This window comes from Rhodoblastus sp. (assembly GCF_019449565.1).
Taxonomy (GTDB): Bacteria; Pseudomonadota; Alphaproteobacteria; order Rhizobiales; family Beijerinckiaceae; genus Rhodoblastus.
In genome coordinates, this window is record NZ_JAGRPM010000007.1 from 38,570 (window position 1) to 57,387 (window position 18,818).

General features: G+C 64.3%; 14 protein-coding genes. 13 read left to right on the plus strand and 1 reads right to left on the minus strand.

Annotated elements, in window-relative coordinates; all coding sequences use genetic code 11:
- Nucleotides 1-64: 64 nt before the first annotated feature.
- The 6 genes from QZ409_RS01270 to QZ409_RS01295 all read left to right on the plus strand — a co-directional run bounded on the left by QZ409_RS01270 (nt 65) and on the right by QZ409_RS01295 (nt 7,534).
- On the plus strand, nt 65-2,272 hold the full coding sequence (locus QZ409_RS01270) for a primosomal protein N' (protein WP_296706251.1): 2,208 nt from the start codon (nt 65-67) through the stop codon (nt 2,270-2,272).
- A 228-nt stretch (nt 2,273-2,500) separates the two neighbouring features.
- Nucleotides 2,501-3,073: a F0F1 ATP synthase subunit delta gene (locus QZ409_RS01275; RefSeq protein ID WP_296706253.1), complete on the plus strand. Its 573-nt coding sequence runs from the start codon at nt 2,501-2,503 to the stop codon at nt 3,071-3,073.
- Nucleotides 3,073-4,602, plus strand: coding sequence for a F0F1 ATP synthase subunit alpha (gene atpA / locus QZ409_RS01280; RefSeq protein WP_296706254.1), 1,530 nt, complete (start codon nt 3,073-3,075; stop codon nt 4,600-4,602). The genes QZ409_RS01275 and atpA overlap by 1 nt, the downstream gene beginning before the upstream one ends.
- A gap of 98 nt (nt 4,603-4,700) precedes the next feature.
- On the plus strand, nt 4,701-5,567 hold the full coding sequence (locus QZ409_RS01285; RefSeq protein ID WP_296706256.1) for a F0F1 ATP synthase subunit gamma: 867 nt from the start codon (nt 4,701-4,703) through the stop codon (nt 5,565-5,567).
- A gap of 28 nt (nt 5,568-5,595) precedes the next feature.
- Entirely contained in the window at nt 5,596-7,041 is a 1,446-nt protein-coding gene (atpD, locus tag QZ409_RS01290) for a F0F1 ATP synthase subunit beta (RefSeq protein ID WP_296706258.1), read from the plus strand.
- Between the two features lie 91 nt (nt 7,042-7,132).
- A complete protein-coding gene (locus QZ409_RS01295; RefSeq protein WP_296706259.1) occupies nt 7,133-7,534 on the plus strand; it encodes a F0F1 ATP synthase subunit epsilon in 402 nt (133 codons plus the stop codon).
- A gap of 61 nt (nt 7,535-7,595) precedes the next feature.
- On the opposite strand, the gene ubiG is transcribed toward QZ409_RS01295, so the two are convergent.
- Complete coding sequence (gene ubiG, locus QZ409_RS01300) at nt 7,596-8,366, minus strand: bifunctional 2-polyprenyl-6-hydroxyphenol methylase/3-demethylubiquinol 3-O-methyltransferase UbiG (protein ID WP_296706261.1); 771 nt, start codon at nt 8,364-8,366, stop codon at nt 7,596-7,598.
- A gap of 208 nt (nt 8,367-8,574) precedes the next feature.
- Here ubiG and QZ409_RS01305 point away from each other — a divergent pair, with 208 nt between their 5' ends.
- The 7 genes from QZ409_RS01305 to QZ409_RS01335 all read left to right on the plus strand — a co-directional run bounded on the left by QZ409_RS01305 (nt 8,575) and on the right by QZ409_RS01335 (nt 18,807).
- Nucleotides 8,575-9,810, plus strand: a complete 1,236-nt coding sequence (locus tag QZ409_RS01305) for an aspartate kinase (protein ID WP_296706263.1) — start codon at nt 8,575-8,577, stop codon at nt 9,808-9,810.
- Between the two features lie 202 nt (nt 9,811-10,012).
- A complete protein-coding gene (gene ptsP / locus QZ409_RS01310; RefSeq protein WP_296706265.1) occupies nt 10,013-12,277 on the plus strand; it encodes a phosphoenolpyruvate--protein phosphotransferase in 2,265 nt (754 codons plus the stop codon).
- A 65-nt stretch (nt 12,278-12,342) separates the two neighbouring features.
- Complete coding sequence (prfA, locus tag QZ409_RS01315) at nt 12,343-13,419, plus strand: peptide chain release factor 1 (protein ID WP_296706267.1); 1,077 nt, start codon at nt 12,343-12,345, stop codon at nt 13,417-13,419.
- On the plus strand, nt 13,416-13,859 hold the full coding sequence (locus QZ409_RS01320) for an EamA family transporter (RefSeq protein ID WP_296706268.1): 444 nt from the start codon (nt 13,416-13,418) through the stop codon (nt 13,857-13,859). Before prfA ends, QZ409_RS01320 begins: the two co-directional genes overlap by 4 nt.
- Nucleotides 13,860-13,963: 104 nt before the next feature.
- Nucleotides 13,964-15,376, plus strand: coding sequence for a mannose-1-phosphate guanylyltransferase/mannose-6-phosphate isomerase (locus QZ409_RS01325; protein ID WP_296706270.1), 1,413 nt, complete (start codon nt 13,964-13,966; stop codon nt 15,374-15,376).
- Nucleotides 15,377-15,436: 60 nt separating this feature from the next.
- On the plus strand, nt 15,437-16,936 hold the full coding sequence (locus QZ409_RS01330; protein ID WP_296706271.1) for a phosphomannomutase/phosphoglucomutase: 1,500 nt from the start codon (nt 15,437-15,439) through the stop codon (nt 16,934-16,936).
- Between the two features lie 101 nt (nt 16,937-17,037).
- Nucleotides 17,038-18,807, plus strand: coding sequence for a glucan ABC transporter ATP-binding protein/ permease (locus tag QZ409_RS01335; protein ID WP_296706273.1), 1,770 nt, complete (start codon nt 17,038-17,040; stop codon nt 18,805-18,807).
- The last annotated feature ends 11 nt before the right edge of the window (nt 18,808-18,818 follow it).

The following is an 18,818-nucleotide window of genomic DNA, read 5'->3' on the forward strand; positions in this document are numbered from 1 at the left end:
CGTCGCGCCGGAATCGGGCGCGGGCGGGGGCGTATCGTGGCGGGTCGCCGCACGGGTCAAGGGCATGATCGAAAGCCGCGAGAAAATCCGGGACGACGTCGCCGACGTGCTGGTCCCGGTCGCGGTGGACCATCCCTATTCCTATCGTATCCCGGACGGGATGAGTTTGGCGGAAGGCGATTTCGTCAAAGTCTCGCTAGGCGCGCGCGAAGCCTTTGGCGTCGTCTGGGCCTTGCGCCGCGACGCGCGCGAAAATCTCAAGCCTGTCTTGGCCCGGCTCGACCTGCCGCCGCTGCCGCAAAAACTGCGCGCCTTCCTCGATTGGGTCGCGGCCTGGACGCTCGCCCCGCGCGGCATGGTGCTGCGCATGGCGACTCGCGCGGCGGAAGACGCCGAGGACGAGCCGATGCGCATTGGCGTCCGCGCAACCGGCGCCGCGCCGAAGCGGCCGACGCCCGCGCGTCAGCGCGTGCTTGCCGCCCTGATCGGCGATCTCACGGCGACCAAGACGGAGCTGGCGCGGCTCGCGGGCGTCTCGTCGGGCGTCGTCGACGCGCTGGTTGACGACGGCGCGCTGGAGGCGGTCGCGCTTCCGCCCGAAACGCCGGGCGCGCGGCCCGATCCCGATTTTTGCGCCCCGGACCTTTCCCCCGCGCAGGACGAGGCCGCGCAGGCCCTGCGGGCGGCGGTCGCGTCGGGCCTTTTCAAGCCGATCCTGCTCGAAGGCGTCACCGGCTCCGGCAAGACGGAAGTCTATTTCGAGGCCGTGGCCGAGGCGCTGCGCGCCGGCGGACAGGCTTTGATCCTGATGCCGGAAATCGCCCTGACGGGGCAGTTTCTCGAACGTTTCGCGAAAAGGTTCGGCGAGCGGCCGGCGGAATGGCATTCCGGCGTTTCGCCACGGCGCCGGGCGCGGGTGTGGCGCGGCGTCGCGCAGGGCGAGGTCCGGGTGGTGGCGGGCGCCCGCTCGGCGCTTTTCCTGCCCTTCGCCGGGCTGCGGACGATCGTGGTCGATGAGGAGCACGAGGCCGCCTACAAGCAGGAGGACGGCGTCGCCTATCACGCCCGCGACATGGCCGTGGTGCGGGCGCGGCAGGACTCATCGGCCATCGTGCTGGCTTCCGCGACGCCTTCCATCGAGACGCGCGAGAACGCCCGCCAGGGCCGCTATGGCTGGCTGCGGCTGGATAGCCGATTCGCCGGTCGCCAACTGCCCGAGATGGAGGCCATCGACCTGCGGCGGGAAGCCCCGCCGCGCGGCAAATGGATCGCGCCCCGCCTCGTGGAGGCGATGCGGGACTGTTTTACCCGTAAGGAACAGGCGTTGTTGTTCCTCAACCGCCGCGGCTATGCCCCGCTCACCTTGTGCCGGACCTGCGGCCACAAGTTCCAATGTCCCAATTGCTCGGCCTGGCTGGTCGAACATCGTTACCGCCGCGCGCTGGCCTGCCATCATTGCGGCCATGTCGAGCGCCGGCCCGACATCTGCCCGGAATGCCAAACGCCCGATTCGCTCACCGCCTGCGGCCCGGGCGTCGAGCGCGTCGCCGAGGAGGCCGCCGAGCTTTTCCCGGACGCGCGGCGGCTCGTGCTGTCGTCCGACATGCCCGGCGGAATCGAGCGCCTGCGCAGCGAATTGCAGGCGGTGGAGAATCGCGAATTCGATCTCGTGATCGGCACCCAGCTTGTCGCCAAGGGCCATAATTTCCCGCATCTGACGCTCGTTGGCGTGGTGGACGCCGATATCGGCCTCGCCAATGGCGATCCGCGCGCCGCCGAGCGGACCTTCCAGTTGCTGAGCCAGGTCGCGGGCCGCGCCGGACGCGGCGAACAGCCTGGGCGCGCCTTTCTGCAAACATGGCAAAAGGAGCATCCGGTCCTGCGCGCTCTCATCTCTGGCGATTTCGAGCGCTTCTATCGCGAGGAGACAGAGGCCCGCCGTGAGGCCGGGCTGCCGCCGTTCGGCCGGCTCGCGGCGCTCGTCGTCTCAGGCCCGGAACGCGCGGCGACGGAGGCGCATGCGCGCGAACTGGCGCGCGCGGCCGCCCTTGCGCGCAAGGAAAACACATCGCCGGATTCGGATATCGTCGTGCTCGGGCCGGCCGAGGCGCCGCTCGCGGTGCTGCGCGGAAGGAGCCGATTCCGGCTGCTCGTCAAAGCGTCGCGTCGCGCGGATTTGCAGGGTTTTTTGCGCCGCATGCTCGCGGCGGGGCCCAAGCCGAAAGGCGGGTTGCGCGTCGCCGTGGACATCGATCCGCAGAGTTTTCTCTAAGAGAGTTTTCAGCGAATCCATTTGTAAATTATCCCAAAGCCTTACTTTCGCCGCGCCTGTCAGGGTTGCGCCGCTTGGCGCCCTATGTTACGTCAGCCGCGCCTTTCGGGGAGACAGGCTTTCGCCCCTCTCCGTTTCCAGCCAGTTCAGCTCTTGAAGATGATGCGGCGCGTCGCGCCGGACCGTTCGAGGGCGGATGGTCGTCCGATCCAAAGGGAGCTTTTCCGCGTGGCTGAAGTCGACGACTCCAATAAACCGACGTCCGGCGTCGCGGAACGCTATGCCCTGGCCCTGTTCACTCTCGCGCAGGAACAAAATGTCGCCGACGCCGTCGCCGACGCCCTGCGCAATTTCGGCGACATGATCGCCCAGAGCGCGGACCTGAAGCGCCTGGTCGTCAGCCCGGTCTTTTCCGCCGAAGAGCAGCTCAAGGCCGTCACCGCCATCCTGAACCAATATGGGTTCGGCGGCGTCACCGCCAATTTCATCAAGCTGGTGGCCTCCAAGCGCCGCCTCTTCGTCCTCCCCGACATGATTCGCGCCTTTCTCGCCCTGAACGACAAGGCGAAGGGCGTCACCCGCGCCGACATCACGGTCGCCGCGCCGCTTTCGTCCGATCATTTCGCCGCGCTTGAAGAAGCGCTGCGCCAGGTCTCGGGCGGCAAGACCGTCAAGGTCAACGTCAATGTCGATCCCTCGATCATTGGCGGCATCGTCGTCAAGCTTGGCTCGCGCATGGTCGACGCCTCGCTCAAAACCAAGCTCAACTCGCTCCGCACACGTATGAAAGAGGTCGGCTGATGGATATCCGCGCCGCAGAAATTTCCGCGATTCTGAAAAACGAAATCGCGAATTTCGGTAATGAAGCCCAAATCACGGAAGTCGGCCAGGTCCTGTCCGTCGGCGACGGCATCGCCCGCGTCTACGGTCTCGACAACGTCCAGGCCGGCGAGCTGGTGTCGTTCGAAAACGGCATTCAGGGCATGGCGCTGAACCTCGAAGCCGATAATGTCGGCGTCGTGATCTTCGGTTCCGACCGCGACATCAAGGAAGGCCAGACGGTCAAGCGCACCGGCTCGATCGTCGACGTTCCCGTCGGCTACGGCCTGCTCGGCCGCGTCGTAGACGCTCTCGGCAATCCGATCGACGGCAAGGGTCCGATCGACGCCGTCAAGCGCTCGCGCGTCGACGTCAAGGCCCCCGGCATCATTCCGCGCAAGTCGGTCCATGAGCCGATGGCGACCGGCCTCAAGGCCATTGACGCCCTGATCCCGATCGGCCGCGGCCAGCGCGAACTGATCATCGGCGACCGCCAGACCGGCAAGACCGCCGTCGCGCTCGACGCCATCCTGAACCAGAAGTCGATTAACCAGGGCTCCAATGAGAGCGCCAAGCTGTATTGCGTCTATGTCGCGGTCGGCCAGAAGCGCTCCACCGTCGCCCAGTTCGTGAAGGTTCTCGAAGAGCAGGGCGCGCTGGAATATTCCATCGTCGTCGCCGCCACCGCCTCCGATCCGGCCCCGATGCAGTTCCTCGCGCCCTTCGCGGGCGCCGCCATGGGCGAGTTCTTCCGCGACAATGGCATGCACGCCCTGATCGTCTATGACGATCTTACCAAGCAGGCCGTCGCCTATCGCCAGATGTCGCTGCTGCTGCGCCGCCCGCCGGGCCGCGAAGCCTATCCCGGCGACGTGTTCTATCTCCACAGCCGCCTGCTCGAGCGCGCCGCCAAGCTCAACGACGCCAATGGCGCCGGCTCGATGACCGCCCTGCCGGTGATCGAAACCCAGGCCAATGACGTGTCGGCCTATATTCCGACCAATGTGATCTCGATCACCGACGGCCAGATCTTCCTCGAAACCGACCTGTTCTATCAGGGCGTCCGCCCGGCCGTGAACGTCGGCCTCTCGGTGTCGCGCGTCGGCTCCTCGGCGCAGACCAAGGCGATGAAGAAGGTCGCGGGCAAGATCAAGGGCGAACTGGCCCAGTATCGCGAAATGGCGGCCTTCGCCCAGTTCGGCTCCGATCTCGACGCCACCACCCAGCGCCTGCTCAACCGTGGTTCGCGCCTGACCGAGCTGCTGAAGCAGGCGCAGTTCTCGCCGCTGAAGATGGAAGAGCAGGTCTCGGTGATCTACGCCGGCGTCAACGGCTATCTCGACGCATTGCCGGTGAACCGCATCAAGGCCTATGAAGACGGTCTTCTCGCCCTGCTGCGCACCAGCCACGGCGATCTGCTGGAGGCGATCCGCTCCTCGAAGGATCTCTCCGACGATTCGGCCGCGAAGCTGAAGTCGATCATCGAAAGCTACACCAAGTCTTTCGCCTGATTTCGCATCGAGCCCGCCGTCCCTGACTGCGGGCTCGCCTCCTGGAACGTTCCTGACGCCGAAAATGGCGAAAAGAGCGGAAGTCGAGCGGACAAAACATGCCCTCGTTGAAGGATCTTCGCAATCGCATCGCCTCCGTGAAGGCGACGCAGAAAATCACCAAGGCCATGCAGATGGTCGCTGCGGCGAAGCTGCGTCGCGCCCAGCAGGCGGCCGAGGCCGCGCGCCCCTATGCCGAGCGCATGGACACGGTTCTGGCCAATCTCGCCTCCGGCGTTTCCGGCGACGGCCCCGCCCTGCTGACCGGCAATGGCAAGAGCGAGGTTCATCTCCTCGTCGTCGCCACGGCCGAGCGCGGGTTGTGCGGCGGTTTCAATTCCTCGATCGTGCGTCTGGCGCGTGAACGGATCCTCGCCCTCCAGTCCGAAGGCAAGACGGTCAAGATCCTCTGCATCGGCAAGAAGGGTTACGATCAGTTGCGCCGGCAGTTCGAGAAGCAGATCGTCGATCTGATCGACCTGCGCGCGCTGCGCCAGATCGGCTTTGAAAACGCCGATCCGATCGGCAAGAAGATCATCGCCATGTTCGATCGGGGCGAATTCGACGTCGCGACGCTGTTCTATTCGAAGTTCCGCTCCGTCATTCTGCAGATTCCGACCGCTCAGCAGTTGATCCCGGCCGAAGTTCCGGCTGGCGGCGAAGCCTCGACGGCCGCTTATGAATATGAGCCCGGCCAGGACGAAATTCTGGCGACCCTGTTGCCGCGCAATATTTCCGTGCAGATTTTCCGGGGCTTGCTGGAAAACGCCGCTTCGGAACAGGGCGCGCGCATGAGCGCCATGGATAACGCCACGCGCAACGCCGGCGAAATGATCAAGAAGCAGACGACGATCTATAACCGTTCGCGTCAGGCTATGATCACCAAGGAACTGATCGAAATCATCTCGGGCGCCGAAGCGCTCTGACCGTCATTAAGTAATGTGAGGACGAAAAATGGCTGAAGCCTCTTTGCCTACGGGCCACGTCACGCAGGTCATCGGCGCGGTTGTCGACGTCAAGTTCGACGGTCACCTGCCCGAAATCCTGAACGCGCTGGAAACCTCGAACAACGGCAGCCGCCTCGTTCTCGAAGTGGCCCAGCATCTCGGTGAAAATTCCGTGCGCTGCATCGCCATGGACGTTTCGGAAGGCCTCGTTCGCGGCCAGCCGGTCCGCGACACCGGCGCGCCGATCATGGTTCCCGTTGGCTTGGGCACGCTCGGCCGCATCATCAACGTCATCGGCGAACCGGTGGACGAAGCCGGCCCGGTGCCGAACGACGGCATGCGCGCCATCCACCAGCCGGCGCCCTCCTACGCCGATCAGGCGACAGAAGCTCAAATCCTCGAAACCGGCATCAAGGTCGTCGACCTGCTGGCTCCTTACGCCAAGGGCGGCAAGATCGGCCTGTTCGGCGGCGCGGGCGTCGGCAAAACCGTGCTGATCATGGAGCTGATCAACAATATCGCGAAGGCCCATGGCGGCTATTCGGTGTTTGCCGGCGTCGGCGAGCGCACCCGCGAAGGCAACGACCTTTATCACGAAATGATTGAAGGCGGCGTCAACAAGGACCCGAAGGAAAACGACGGGTCGACCGTTGGCTCGAAATGCGCGCTGGTCTATGGCCAGATGAACGAGCCCCCGGGCGCACGCGCCCGCGTCGCCCTGACCGGCCTGACTGTCGCCGAGCATTTCCGCGACGGGGGCCAGGACGTGCTGTTCTTCGTCGACAACATCTTCCGCTTCACGCAGGCGGGTTCGGAAGTGTCGGCGCTGCTCGGCCGCATTCCCTCGGCGGTGGGCTATCAGCCGACCCTCGCGACCGACATGGGCATGCTGCAGGAACGCATCACCACCACCAACAAGGGTTCGATCACTTCGGTGCAGGCGATTTACGTCCCGGCCGACGACTTGACCGACCCGGCGCCGGCCACCTCCTTCGCGCATCTGGACGCCACGACCGTGTTGTCGCGCTCCATCGCGGAAAAGGGCATCTATCCGGCGGTCGATCCGCTCGACTCCACCTCGCGCATGCTGTCACCGCTCGTCGTCGGCGAAGAGCATTACGACATCGCCCGCAAGGTGCAGTCCACGCTGCAGCGCTATAAGTCGTTGCAGGACATTATCGCCATTCTCGGCATGGACGAACTGTCGGAAGAAGACAAGCTGACGGTCGCCCGCGCCCGCAAGATCGAGCGCTTCCTGTCGCAGCCGTTCCACGTCGCGGAAGTCTTCACGGGCTCCCCCGGCAAGCTGGTCTCGCTGGCCGACACCATCAAGGGCTTCAAGGGTCTGGTCGAAGGTCAATATGACCACCTTCCGGAAGCGGCTTTCTACATGGTCGGCTCCATCGATGAAGCCATCGAGAAGGCTCAGAAGCTCGCCGCCCAGGCGGCCTGATATTCGGAATCGTCCGGCGGCGTCAGCGCCGCCGGCGCCCTGACGGCCCGTCGTCCGTGCGGGCGGCGCAAGCCCAGGTTTGGAGAGTTTTATGGCGACATTTCACTTCGAGCTCGTCTCGCCGGAAAAACTGCTGTTTTCGGGCGAAGTCGAAGCTGTGGTCGTGCCCGGCGTCGAAGGCCAGTTCACCGTCATGAAGGATCATGCGCCGGTCATGACCGTCCTCAAGGCGGGCATTGTCGAGATTGACGAAGCGCCCAACAAGAAGAGCCGGCTCTTCGTGCGCGGCGGTTTCGCCGATGTCGCGGCGGGCGGACTGACCCTGCTTGCCGAACAGGCGACCCCGCTCGAGCAGTTCGATTCGGCGCGGCTGGCTCAGGAAATCAAGAACGCCGAGGAAGATCTGGCTGATGCGACCTCCGACGAAGCCCAGAAGCTCGCGGCGGACAAGCTCGACCAGCTCAATGAGCTGAAAGCTGCCGTCGCGGCCTGACGCCTCGAGCGCGTTTCTGTTCAAGCGGCCCCATCAGGGCCGCTTTTCTTTTTTGGCGGCCTCAAGCGTCGCGCGCCATTGCGATCATGTAGTTCACGTCGAGGTCGCCGGAGAGCCGCCATTCGTCCGCGAGCGGGTGATAGACCATTCCGGCGCGGTCGATTTCGGCCAGTCCCGCCGATTTGAGCGGCGCCAGCATCTCTGCGGGGCGCAGAAATTTGGTCCAGTCATGGGTGCCAGGCTCGACCCAGCGCAGGACATATTCGGCGCCGACGATCGCCAGCGCATAGCTTTTCAGGGTGCGATTCAAGGTCGCGCCGACGAAGAGCCCGCCCGGGCGAACCAAGGCTGCGGCTGCGGCCAGAAATCCTTTCACATCGGCGACATGTTCGAGAACTTCCATCGCCAGAACGATGTCGAATGTCTCGCCGGAGTCCGCCAGCGCCTCGACGGTCGTCGCGCGGTAGTCGACCTCCGTTCCGGCGATCGCGGCGTGGCGCCGCGCGGCGGCGATATTTTCCTCGGCGGGATCGACGCCCGTCACCTTCGCGCCCAGGGCCGCCAGGGGTTCCGACAACAGTCCGCCGCCGCAGCCGAGATCGACGATTCGGAGACCTTCCAACGGATATTCGGCCTTGCGGTCGCGCGGGCTCTGGCCCTTTGGAAAATGGCTGCAAAAAAGATTGCGCAGATAGGAAATGCGCAGCGGGTTGAGTTTATGCAGCGCGCGTTGCGGCCCTTCGAGGTCCCACCAGGCGTCGCCGAGCTTGGCGAAACGCGCCAATTCGTCTGCATCGACGCTGCCCGCGTCGGCGCCGCGAAATTCGGTCATGCCGCGCTCCAAACTCTCTCGTGACACGTTGACACAATCCGTTCGTCCCGTCATGTATAGCCGCCTCGCGCGCGGGGCGCGGCTCCTGGTCTTTCTCACGAGCGGAAGCGAAAGAAAAGCCCCCGAGACGTTGGCGCCCTGGGCCCCTCTCCGAAGTCCGGCGCCAAGGAAGCCGTATGATCAATTCATTGAGCGACTTTAGGACATTATGGCGCGTCTGGTCATGAAATTCGGCGGCACGTCGGTCGCCAATATAGAACGCATTCGAAATGTGGCGCGTCACGTCAAGCGCGAAGTCGAGGCGGGATTTGAAGTCGCGGTGGTCGTTTCGGCCATGTCAGGCAAGACCAATGAGCTGGTTGGCTGGGTCAATGACGCCGATAAGCATTATGATCCGTGCGAATATGACGCCGTCGTCGCCTCGGGCGAACAGGTGACGTCCGGTCTGCTAGCCGTCGTGCTGCAGGAAATGGGCATTCCGGCGCGGTCCTGGCAGGGCTGGCAGATTCCAATCGAGACGGACGGCGCCCATGGCGCCGCGCGAATCGCCCGCATTGACGGCGCGAAACTGGGCGAAGGATTTTCGCGCAAGGAAGTCGCTGTGATCGCGGGCTTTCAGGGCGTCGATCCGGCGACAGGACGGCTCACCACGCTGGGGCGCGGCGGCTCCGACACCAGCGCGGTGGCCATCGCGGCGGCGATCAAGGCGGATCGCTGCGACATCTACACCGATGTGGACGGCGTCTATACGACCGATCCGCGCGTTGTGACCAAGGCGCGCCGGCTTGACAGAATCGCCTTTGAGGAAATGCTGGAAATGGCCTCGCTCGGGGCCAAGGTGCTGCAAGTGCGCTCGGTCGAAATGGCCATGATTCATCGGGTCAAGACCTTCGTGCGGTCTTCGTTCGACGATCCCGCCAATCCGCAGCCTGGCACGTTGATTTGCGACGAGGAGGATATTGTGGAACAGCAGGTCGTGACCGGAATCGCCTTTTCCAAGGACGAGGCGCAGCTGACCTTGCGCAAGGTGGCCGACAAGCCCGGCGTCGCGGCGGCGATCTTCCAGCCCCTCGCCGAAGCCAATGTCAATGTCGACATGATCATCCAGGTGGTCTCCGACGACGCGAAAACAACCGACATCACCTTCACGGTTCCCGCCGCCGAATTCGAGCGCGCCCGGGCGATCCTGGAAGGCGCCAAAGCCGAGATCGGCTTCTCGACGCTGCAGGCCTCGACCGACGTGGTGAAAGTTTCGGCAATTGGCGTGGGAATGCGCAGCCATTCCGGCGTCGCCGCGGCCGCCTTCCGGGCGCTGGCGGAAAAGGGCGTCAATATTCGCGCGATCACCACGTCGGAGATCAAATTTTCCGTTCTGATCGATGCAGCTTATACCGAACTCGCCGTGCGCACCTTGCATTCGCTGTACGGGCTGGATAAGGCCTAAGGCAGGAAACTTTCGCTGCGCTTGACGGAAATTTATTCGCGACGACACAATGTCGCGACGGAGTTCCGTCATAGGCGGAATATGGCCGCGCCTGCGGTCCAGCCCTTGCATCCCGGGAAGGATGTAAGAAACTTGCGGCGGGCGAATCGCCAGTTCAATCGTGGATGGCGCGGCTAGGCGCCCTCCCATACAGGAAAAAAATATGCGCGGCGCACTGGGCGGACCCCGTCTGCTTCTGCGCCGGCTTCGCGAGGTCATGGCGGAGCCGGTGAACGCGCAGGCGCGTCTCGACCGGATCGTCATTCACATCGCCGCCAATATGGTGGCCGAAGTCTGTTCGGTCTATGTGGCCCGCTCGGATGGCAAGCTCGAGCTATACGCCACCGAGGGTTTGAACCGTGAAGCGGTCCATCTCACCACAATGACCACGGGCGAGGGTCTGGTCGGCCTGATCGCGGAAAAGGCCGAGTCTCTCGCGCTCGCCGACGCCCAGGCCCATCCGGCCTTCTCCTACCGCCCCGAGACGGGCGAGGAAATCTATCAATCCTTCCTCGGCGTGCCGATCCTGCGCGGCGGCAATACGCTTGGCGTTCTCGTCGTCCAGAACCGCGCCCGCCGCACCTATTCCGAGGAAGAGGTCGAGGCGTTGCAGACGACGGCCATGCTGCTGGCCGAGATGATCGCCTCGGGCGAATTGCAATCCCTTGCCCAGCCCGGCCAAAGCTTCAGCCTGCAGAAGCCGATGGCCCTGAAGGGCGCGCCGCTCAGCGAGGGTGTCGGCCTGGGCCATGCCGTGCTGCATGAGCCCCGCATCGTCGTCAAGCAACTGGTCGCGGAGGATCCCCAGGCGGAAATGCGCCGACTCGACGCGGCGATCCAGGCCATGCGCGAGCAGATCGATCAGCTCGTCGCGCGCGGCGACCGTTACGGCATGGGCGAACATCGCGACGTGCTCGAGACCGTGCGCATGTTCGCCAATGACCGGGGCTGGCTGCGCCGCCTGCGGGAAGCGCTGGAATCGGGCCTCACCGCCGAGGCGGCGGTCGAGCGCGTGCAAAACGACGCCCGCGCCAAGCTGCAGCGCCAGACCGATCCCTATCTGCGCGAGCGCCTGCACGATCTCGACGATCTCGCCAATCGCCTGCTGCGACAGCTGACGGGCGCGGGTCCGGCCCATGGCGGCGTCCTGCCGCCCAATGCGATTCTGGTCGCGCGCAACATGGGCCCGGCGGCCCTGCTCGAATATGATCGCGCCAATCTGCGTGGCCTCGTTCTCGAAGACGGCAGCCCGACCAGCCATGTCGCCATCATCGCCCGCGCCCTCGGGGTGCCGGCGATCGGCGAAGTCCCCAATGTGACCGATCTGGTCGAAACCGGCGACGCCATCATTGTGGACGGCGGCTCGGGCGAGGTGCAGCTGCGTCCGACTTCGGACGTCGAGGCGGCCTATGGCGAGAAGGCGCGGCTGCGCGCCCGGCGCCAGGAGCAATATCACAAGCTGCGCGACGTTCCGGCGATCACCCGCGACGGCGTCGAAATCGGCCTTCACATGAACGCCGGCCTGCTGATCGATTGCCAGCACGCGACCGAGGTCGGCGCGAAATCGATTGGCCTATTCCGCACCGAACTGCAATTCATGGTGGCGCCGAGTTTCCCGCGCCTTTCCGAGCAATATAACCTCTATCGCAAGGTCATCGAAGCTGCGGACGGGCGTCCCGTCACCTTCCGCACGCTTGATATCGGGTCGGACAAGGTCCTGCCCTATATGGCCAAGATGGAGGAGGAAAATCCGGCGCTGGGCTGGCGAGCGATCCGTATCGGGCTCGACCGACCGGGTCTGCTTCGGATTCAGTTGCGCGCCATTTTGCGCGCCGGCGCAGGCCGGGAAATGCGCATCATGTTTCCCATGGTGGCGACGACCGCCGAATTGTCGCGAGCCAAGGCCATCGCCTGGCGGGAATTCGAGTTCCTGCGCCGCCACGGCTATGAGCTCCCGACGGAGTTGAAGCTCGGCGTGATGGTGGAAGTGCCGTCGCTGCTCTGGCAGCTCGATGAAATTTGCGCTTTGGCCGATTTCCTTTCCGTCGGCTCCAACGATCTCACCCAGTATCTTTTCGCCGCCGACCGCGACAACAAGCGGGTTTCGGTGCGTTACGACACCTTGTCGCCGGCCAATCTCCGGGCCTTGAAATCGATTGTAGATGCGGGCGACCGTCACGGCCGGCCAGTCAATCTCTGCGGCGAAATGGGAGGCAGGCCATTGGAGGCCATCGCGCTGGCCGCCATCGGCTATCGCGGCCTGTCCATGACGCCCTCGGCGATCGGTCCTGTGAAGGCGGCGCTGCGGGCGATCGATCTGCGCGTCACGCGCGAATTCCTGATGCCTATGGTCGACAAGCCTGACGACTCCGTCTGCGTGCGGCAGGAGCTGCAGGCTTTCGTCGAAAAGCAGGGCGCGCCGCTCTAGCGGGCTAGCCAATCTTTCCCTTTCCCGGACTTGCGTGACGCCCTGCGCGTCGCCGGAACACCGCCATGTTGCCCGCCGAAAAACTTGATCTCATCCTGCGCCGCCACGAAGAAATCGGCCATCGCCTGTCGGAAGGGGTCGATTCCTCATCTTTCTCCGCGCTTTCGCGCGAACTGGCCGAACTGGAGCCGGTCGCGCAAGCGATCGTCGCCTTTCGGGCTCTGGAGCGCGAAGCCGCCGATCTGGAGAAAATGGCGGCCGACCCCGGGACCGACGCCGAAATGCGGGCCTTGGCGCAGGACGAGCTGCCGGAGCTGAAAAACCGCCTGACGGAAGCCGAACACCAGCTGCGCCTCGCCTTGCTGCCGCGCGATTCCGCCGACGAAAAAGGCGCGATTCTCGAAATCCGCGCAGGCACGGGCGGCGACGAGGCCGCCTTGTTCGCGGGCGACCTGTTCCGCATGTACCAGCGTTACGCCGAGCGGCGCGGCTGGGCCATGGAATTGATCTCAGCCAGCGAGGGAACGGCGGGCGGCTTCAAGGAAATCATCGCGCAGGTGCGTGGCAAAGGCGTCTTCGCCCGCCTCAAGTTCGAAAGCGGGACCCATCGCGTGCAGCGCGTGCCGGCGACGGAAACGCAGGGCCGCATTCATACCTCCGCCGCGACCGTAGCCGTGTTGCCGGAAGCCGAGGAAGTCGATCTCGCCATCAATGACGCCGATTTGCGCATCGACACCATGCGCGCGGGTGGCGCTGGCGGCCAGCACGTCAACAAGACCGAATCGGCGATTCGCGTCACGCATATTCCCTCCGGCATTGTGGTGATGATGCAGGAGGAGCGCTCGCAGCATCGCAACAAGGCCAAGGCCATGGACATTCTGCGCTCGCGCCTGTTCGACATGGAGCGCCAGAAGCTGGACGACGCCCGCGCCGCCGACCGCAAGCAGCAAGTCGGCTCCGGGGACCGGTCAGAACGCATCCGCACCTATAATTTCCCGCAGGGGCGGGTCAGCGACCACCGCATCAATCTCACGCTCTACAAGATCGACAAGGTGATCGAGGGCGAGGCGCTCGATGAAATTCTCGATCCGCTCATCGCCGACCATCAGGCGCGGCTGTTGGCGGAAAGCGAGGGCGAATGAAAGGGGATCTGGCGTCTTTTACCGGCGGCTGGGCCTTCTGGGCGCTGCTTTCGGCGGCTTTTGCCGCCCTGACGGCGGTTTTCGCCAAAATCGGCGTCGAAGGCGTGGATTCCGACCTTGCGACGCTGGCCCGGACCATCGTGGTCGTTTGCCTTCTCACTCTTCTTCTCGCGGCGACGGGACGGCTCCAATCGCCGAGTCGTCCCCCTAAGACGCTGCTTTTCCTGGCTCTTTCCGGCGCGGCGACCGGAGCGTCATGGCTGTGTTATTTTCGCGCCCTAAAGCTTGGCGACGCAGCCCGGGTGGCGCCCATCGACAAGCTCAGCGTCGTGCTGGTCGCGCTGTTCGGCGCGGTTTTCCTGGGCGAGAGGCTGTCGGCGGTCAATTGGCTCGGGGTTGCGCTGATCGCGGGCGGGGCCGTCCTGGTTGCCTTTCGTTAGTTAAATATTGGTGTGGCCGGTTCCGTCCTTGCGCCGCCTTGGCTAATGTTCGGTTCAGCTCTCGCCAATCGGCGAAACGACAGCACAGTTTTTTCGGGGTTCGCATGAAGAAAATCATTCCGGTCATCATGTGCGGCGGCGCGGGCACGCGTGTCTGGCCCGCCTCGCGCGAAACAATGCCGAAGCAATTCATCGCCCTGCTGGGCGAAACATCCACGTTCCAGCAGACATTGTTGCGGCTGGACCCGGAAATTTTCGACGAACCTGTCGTCGTCACCAATCATGATTATCGTTTCCTCGTTCAGGAGCAGATGAAGGAGATCGGCGTCTCGGGCGATATCGTGCTCGAGCCGGAGCGGCGCGATTCGGCCGCCGCGGTCGCAGTCGCCTGCGAATTCGCCAGCCAGCGCGCGGGCGACGCCGTCGTCGCGATCTTCGCCGCCGACCACGCCGTGCGCGACGTCGAGGCCTTTCGCGCTCTGTGCGGCAAGGCGGGCGAAGCGGCGGCCAAGGGCTTCATCGTGACGCTCGGCATCAAGCCGACCCATCCGGCGACGGGCTATGGCTATATTCGGCCCGGCGCCCTGGTCCTGCCTGAGGCGGGCGTGGCCAAGGTCGAGGCCTTCGTCGAAAAGCCGGATCTCGCAACCGCTGAACGCTATATCGCCGACGGCTATCTGTGGAATTCGGGCAATTTCTTCTTCCGCGCCGACGTCATGCGCGGCGAGTTGCAGGCCTTCGAGCCGGAAATCGCCGCCGCCGCCACCGAGGCCTTCGCCAAGGCCGGCCGCGACCTCGGCTTCCTCGCGCTCGACAAGGAAGCCTTCGGGCGCGCGCCGAAAACCTCGATCGATTACGCCGTCATGGAGCGCACCACCCACGCCGCCGTCATTCCCGCGGACATCGGCTGGTCGGACGTCGGCAATTGGCAGGCGGTGTGGGAATTGTCGGATCGCGACAAGCAAGGCAATGCCGTGCGCGGCAATGGCGTCGTGATGGACGCCAGCAATGTCTATATTCGCTCGGATGATTGCCTGACCACCGTGCTCGGCGTCTCCGACGTCATCGTCGTGACCACCGACGACGCCGTCCTGGTGCTCGGCGCGCAATATGGCGACAAGGTCAAGCAACTGGTCGACGAGCTGAAGCGCCGCAAGCTCAAGCAGGCGCAGGAACATAGCCGGGTCTATCGGCCCTGGGGCTATTACCAGTCGATCGACGGCGGCGATCGCCATCAGGTCAAGCGCATCGTCGTCAAGCCCGGCCACAAGCTGTCGCTCCAGAAACATTATCATCGCGCCGAGCATTGGATCGTCGTGCGCGGGGCAGCGGAAGTGACGCGCGACGATCAAGTCACGATGATTCACGAGAACGAATCGATCTATCTGCCGATGGGTTCGGTCCATCGGCTGGTCAATCCCGGCAAGATCGATCTTGAACTGATCGAAGTTCAAACCGGCTCTTATCTCGGCGAGGACGACATCGTCCGGCTGCAGGACGTCTATCACCGCGCCTGATTTTTCCCGCCTTTTCCGCCGCCCTCGTTCCGCGAGGGCGGCTCTTGTTGCGAGGTGTCCATGTTCCCCAAGCCCGTTTCCGTTCTCACGCCGAACACATTCGAATATGAGCGCCTGCCGCTGGTGAAGCCCACCGGCTTCCGCGAATATGACGCGCGCTGGCTGTTCGGCTCCGAACTCAACCTGATGGGCGTCCAGGCCCTCGGGCTCGGCCTCGCCACCTTGCTGCACGAGATGGGCGTCAAGCCGCGTCTGGCGACCGGCCACGACTTCCGCTCCTATTCCGCCTCGATCAAGCATTCCCTGATCTGCGGCCTGATGGCGGGCGGCGTTGAGGTGGTGGATATCGGCCTGGCGCTGTCGCCCATGGCCTATTTCGCTCAATTCGCGCTGGATTGCCCGGCGGTCGCCATGGTCACCGCCTCGCATAACGACAATGGCTGGACCGGCGTGAAAATGGGCGCCCAGCGCCCGGTCACCTTCGGTCCTGACGAGATGGGCCGGCTGCGCGACATCGTGCTGAACGGCCGCTACCAGTCGCGCTCCGGCGGCTCTTATGAATATGTGCAGGATTTCGGCAAGACCTATCTCGACGATCTCGCCAGCCATACGAAACTCAAGCGCAAGATGAAGGTCGTCGCTGCTTGCGGCAACGGCACCGCCGGCGCCTTCGCGCCCGCCCTGTTGGAACGCCTCGGCTGCGAAGTCATCCCGCTCGACATCACGCCGGATTATAATTTCCCGCGCTACAATCCCAATCCCGAAGATCTCGAGATGCTGCACGCCATGGCGGACAAGGTGCGCGAGACGGGCGCCGACGTCGGTCTGGGCTTCGATGGCGACGGCGACCGCTGCGGCGTGGTGGACAATCTTGGCGAGGAAATCTTCGCCGACAAGATCGGCGTCATGCTGGCGCGCGATCTCTCCAAGCTTTACCCGGACGCGACTTTCGTGGTCGATGTGAAGTCAACCGGCCTGTTCGCCAGCGATCCGGTGCTGAAAGCTCAGGGCGTGAAGGCCGATTACTGGAAAACCGGCCATTCCTATATCAAGCGGCGCGTCAATGATCTCAATGCCCTGGCCGGTTTCGAGAAGTCCGGCCATTTCTTCTTCAACGCCCCGGTCGGGCGCGGCTATGACGACGGCTTGCTGACCGCGGTTCATGTGCTGGAAATGCTCGACCGCAACCCGGGCAAGAGCATGTCCGAGCTTTACGCCGACCTGCCCAAGACCTGGGGGTCGCCGACCATGTCGCCCCATTGCGGCGACGAAGTGAAATATGGCGTGGTCGACAAGGTCGTCACGCGTTTCCGGGCCATGCAGGCGGCGGGCGAGAAGATCATCGGCCAGGCCATCACGAGTCTCGTGACGGTCAATGGCGTGCGCGTCACGGTCGAGGACGGCACCTGGGGACTCGTGCGCGCGTCCTCCAACAAGCCGGAACTGGTCGTGGTGGTGGAAAGCCCGGCGTCGAAGGAGAATCTCCACGCCATGTTCCAGGCGGTGGACGCCATTCTGCGCGAAAATTCCGAAGTTGGCGCCTATAACCAGACCATCTAAGGCCCCGCGATGCGCCATCGCTTGCCGGGCGCGACTCCCGGCAGGCGGCAGCGGCGAATTCATTCTATAATCCCGCATTCTTGTCTGGATTCGCCGGCCCCATGTTCGTCCTGAAAATCTACGGCCGCGTTCTCGCGCAACTCATGCCTGAGCGCCGCCTCGCGCTTCTGCTGGTCTTCGCCAATCTGGCGCTGGCCTGCGCGCAATTCGTCGAGCCGGTGCTGTTCGGGCGCATCATCGACAAGCTGACCGGGGCGCAGGCGCAACAGCGCGATCCGACCTGGCCCGAATTGACGCCATTGATGGGCGCCTGGGTCGGCTTCGGCCTGTTCTCGATCCTCGCTGCGGTGGTCGTGGCGCTTTACGCCGACCGCCTGTCGCATCGCCGCCGCCTCGCGGTCATGGCCAATTTCTTCGACCATCTGCTCGAACTGCCGCTGAGCTTCCACGGCGCGACCCATTCGGGCCGGCTGCTGAAAATCATGCTGGAAGGCGCCAGCGGCATGGCGGGCATCTGGCTGTCCTTCTTCCGCGAAAACTGCGCCTCGATGGTCGCGCTCTTCGTGCTGCTGCCCGCGACGCTGTTCGTGAACTGGCGGTTGGCCTCGGTGCTGGTCGTGCTGGTGATCTTGTTTGGCCTGCTCACCGTTTTCGTCCTGCGCCGGACGGAGGGCTTGCAGGCGCAGGTGGAAGTCCGTAACGCGCAATTGGCGGAGCGGGCGTCCGACGTGCTCGGCAATGTCCCGGTGATCCAGTCCTTCACCCGCGTGGAAAGCGAATCGCGCGGCATCCGCCAGATCATCGATCAGGTTCTGGCGGCGCAGCTTCCCGTGCTGTCCTGGTGGGCGCTGGCGGCGGTTGCGACCCGCGCCTCCGCAACCTTGACGCTGCTTTCCATTTTCGTCATCGGCGTCTGGCTGCATTTCAAGCAGCTGGCGACGATCGGCGAGATCGTCACCTTCATGAATTTCGCCACCATGCTGATCGCGCGGCTGGAGCAGGTTGTCGGCTTCGTGAACTATCTTTTCATGCAGGCGCCGAAAATGGCCGATTTCATCGAGGTCATGGACAAGTCGCCGAGCGTCGCTGACAAGCCCGACGCCGTCGATCCTGGCCACCTGGCCGGCGAAGTGGCCTTCGACCATGTCACCTTCGCCTATGACGAGCGTCGCAAGGCGGTCGATGACGTCAGCTTCACGGTGCGTCCGGGCGAGACCGTCGCTCTGGTCGGCGCGACCGGCTCCGGCAAATCGACCACGCTCAGCCTGCTGCATCGCGTGTTCGACCCGCAAGGCGGCGCGATCCGCATCGACGGGATCGATATCCGCGACATGAAGCTTCTCGCCCTGCGCCGGAACATCGGCGTGGTGTTTCAGGAGCCGATGCTGTTCGCGCGCTCCATCGAGGAGAACCTGCGCGTCGGCAAGATCGACGCGACCGACGCCGAACTCGCTTTGGCGCTGGAGCGCGCGCAGGCCAGCGACTTCGTGTCTCGGCAGGTCGACGGGATCAAGACCATGGTGGGGGAGCGGGGCCGTTCGCTCTCCGGCGGCGAACGCCAGCGTGTCTCCATCGCTCGTGCGCTCCTGAAAGACCCGCCGATCATGATCTTCGACGAGGCGACCTCGGCGCTCGACGCGGCGACGGAGAAGCAATTGCAGGCGGCGCTCGAAGCCGCCACTAAAGGCCGCACCACTTTCGTCATCGCCCACCGGCTGGCGACGATCCGCAGCGCCAACCGGATCTTCGTGTTCGATCAGGGCCGGATCGTCGAACAGGGCTCTTTCGACGAGCTGGTGGCGCAAAACGGCCGCTTCGCCGCTCTGGCGCGCGCACAATTCATGGCGGCGGAAAATAAAGCCGGGGGGTGAGGCGCAAGCCT

What these genes read in the sequence shown, in the direction of transcription:
- QZ409_RS01270 (WP_296706251.1), top strand. Translation starts at nt 65, where the DNA reads ATGATCGAAAGCCGCGAGAAAATCCGGGACGACGTCGCCGACGTGCTG.
- atpA (WP_296706254.1), top strand. Translation starts at nt 3,073, where the DNA reads ATGGATATCCGCGCCGCAGAAATTTCCGCGATTCTGAAAAACGAAATC.
- QZ409_RS01285 (WP_296706256.1), top strand. Translation starts at nt 4,701, where the DNA reads ATGCCCTCGTTGAAGGATCTTCGCAATCGCATCGCCTCCGTGAAGGCG.
- atpD (WP_296706258.1), top strand. Translation starts at nt 5,596, where the DNA reads ATGGCTGAAGCCTCTTTGCCTACGGGCCACGTCACGCAGGTCATCGGC.
- QZ409_RS01295 (WP_296706259.1), top strand. Translation starts at nt 7,133, where the DNA reads ATGGCGACATTTCACTTCGAGCTCGTCTCGCCGGAAAAACTGCTGTTT.
- ubiG (WP_296706261.1), bottom strand. Translation starts at nt 8,366, where the DNA reads ATGACCGAATTTCGCGGCGCCGACGCGGGCAGCGTCGATGCAGACGAA.
- QZ409_RS01305 (WP_296706263.1), top strand. Translation starts at nt 8,575, where the DNA reads ATGGCGCGTCTGGTCATGAAATTCGGCGGCACGTCGGTCGCCAATATA.
- ptsP (WP_296706265.1), top strand. Translation starts at nt 10,013, where the DNA reads ATGCGCGGCGCACTGGGCGGACCCCGTCTGCTTCTGCGCCGGCTTCGC.
- prfA (WP_296706267.1), top strand. Translation starts at nt 12,343, where the DNA reads ATGTTGCCCGCCGAAAAACTTGATCTCATCCTGCGCCGCCACGAAGAA.
- QZ409_RS01320 (WP_296706268.1), top strand. Translation starts at nt 13,416, where the DNA reads ATGAAAGGGGATCTGGCGTCTTTTACCGGCGGCTGGGCCTTCTGGGCG.
- QZ409_RS01325 (WP_296706270.1), top strand. Translation starts at nt 13,964, where the DNA reads ATGAAGAAAATCATTCCGGTCATCATGTGCGGCGGCGCGGGCACGCGT.
- QZ409_RS01330 (WP_296706271.1), top strand. Translation starts at nt 15,437, where the DNA reads ATGTTCCCCAAGCCCGTTTCCGTTCTCACGCCGAACACATTCGAATAT.
- QZ409_RS01335 (WP_296706273.1), top strand. Translation starts at nt 17,038, where the DNA reads ATGTTCGTCCTGAAAATCTACGGCCGCGTTCTCGCGCAACTCATGCCT.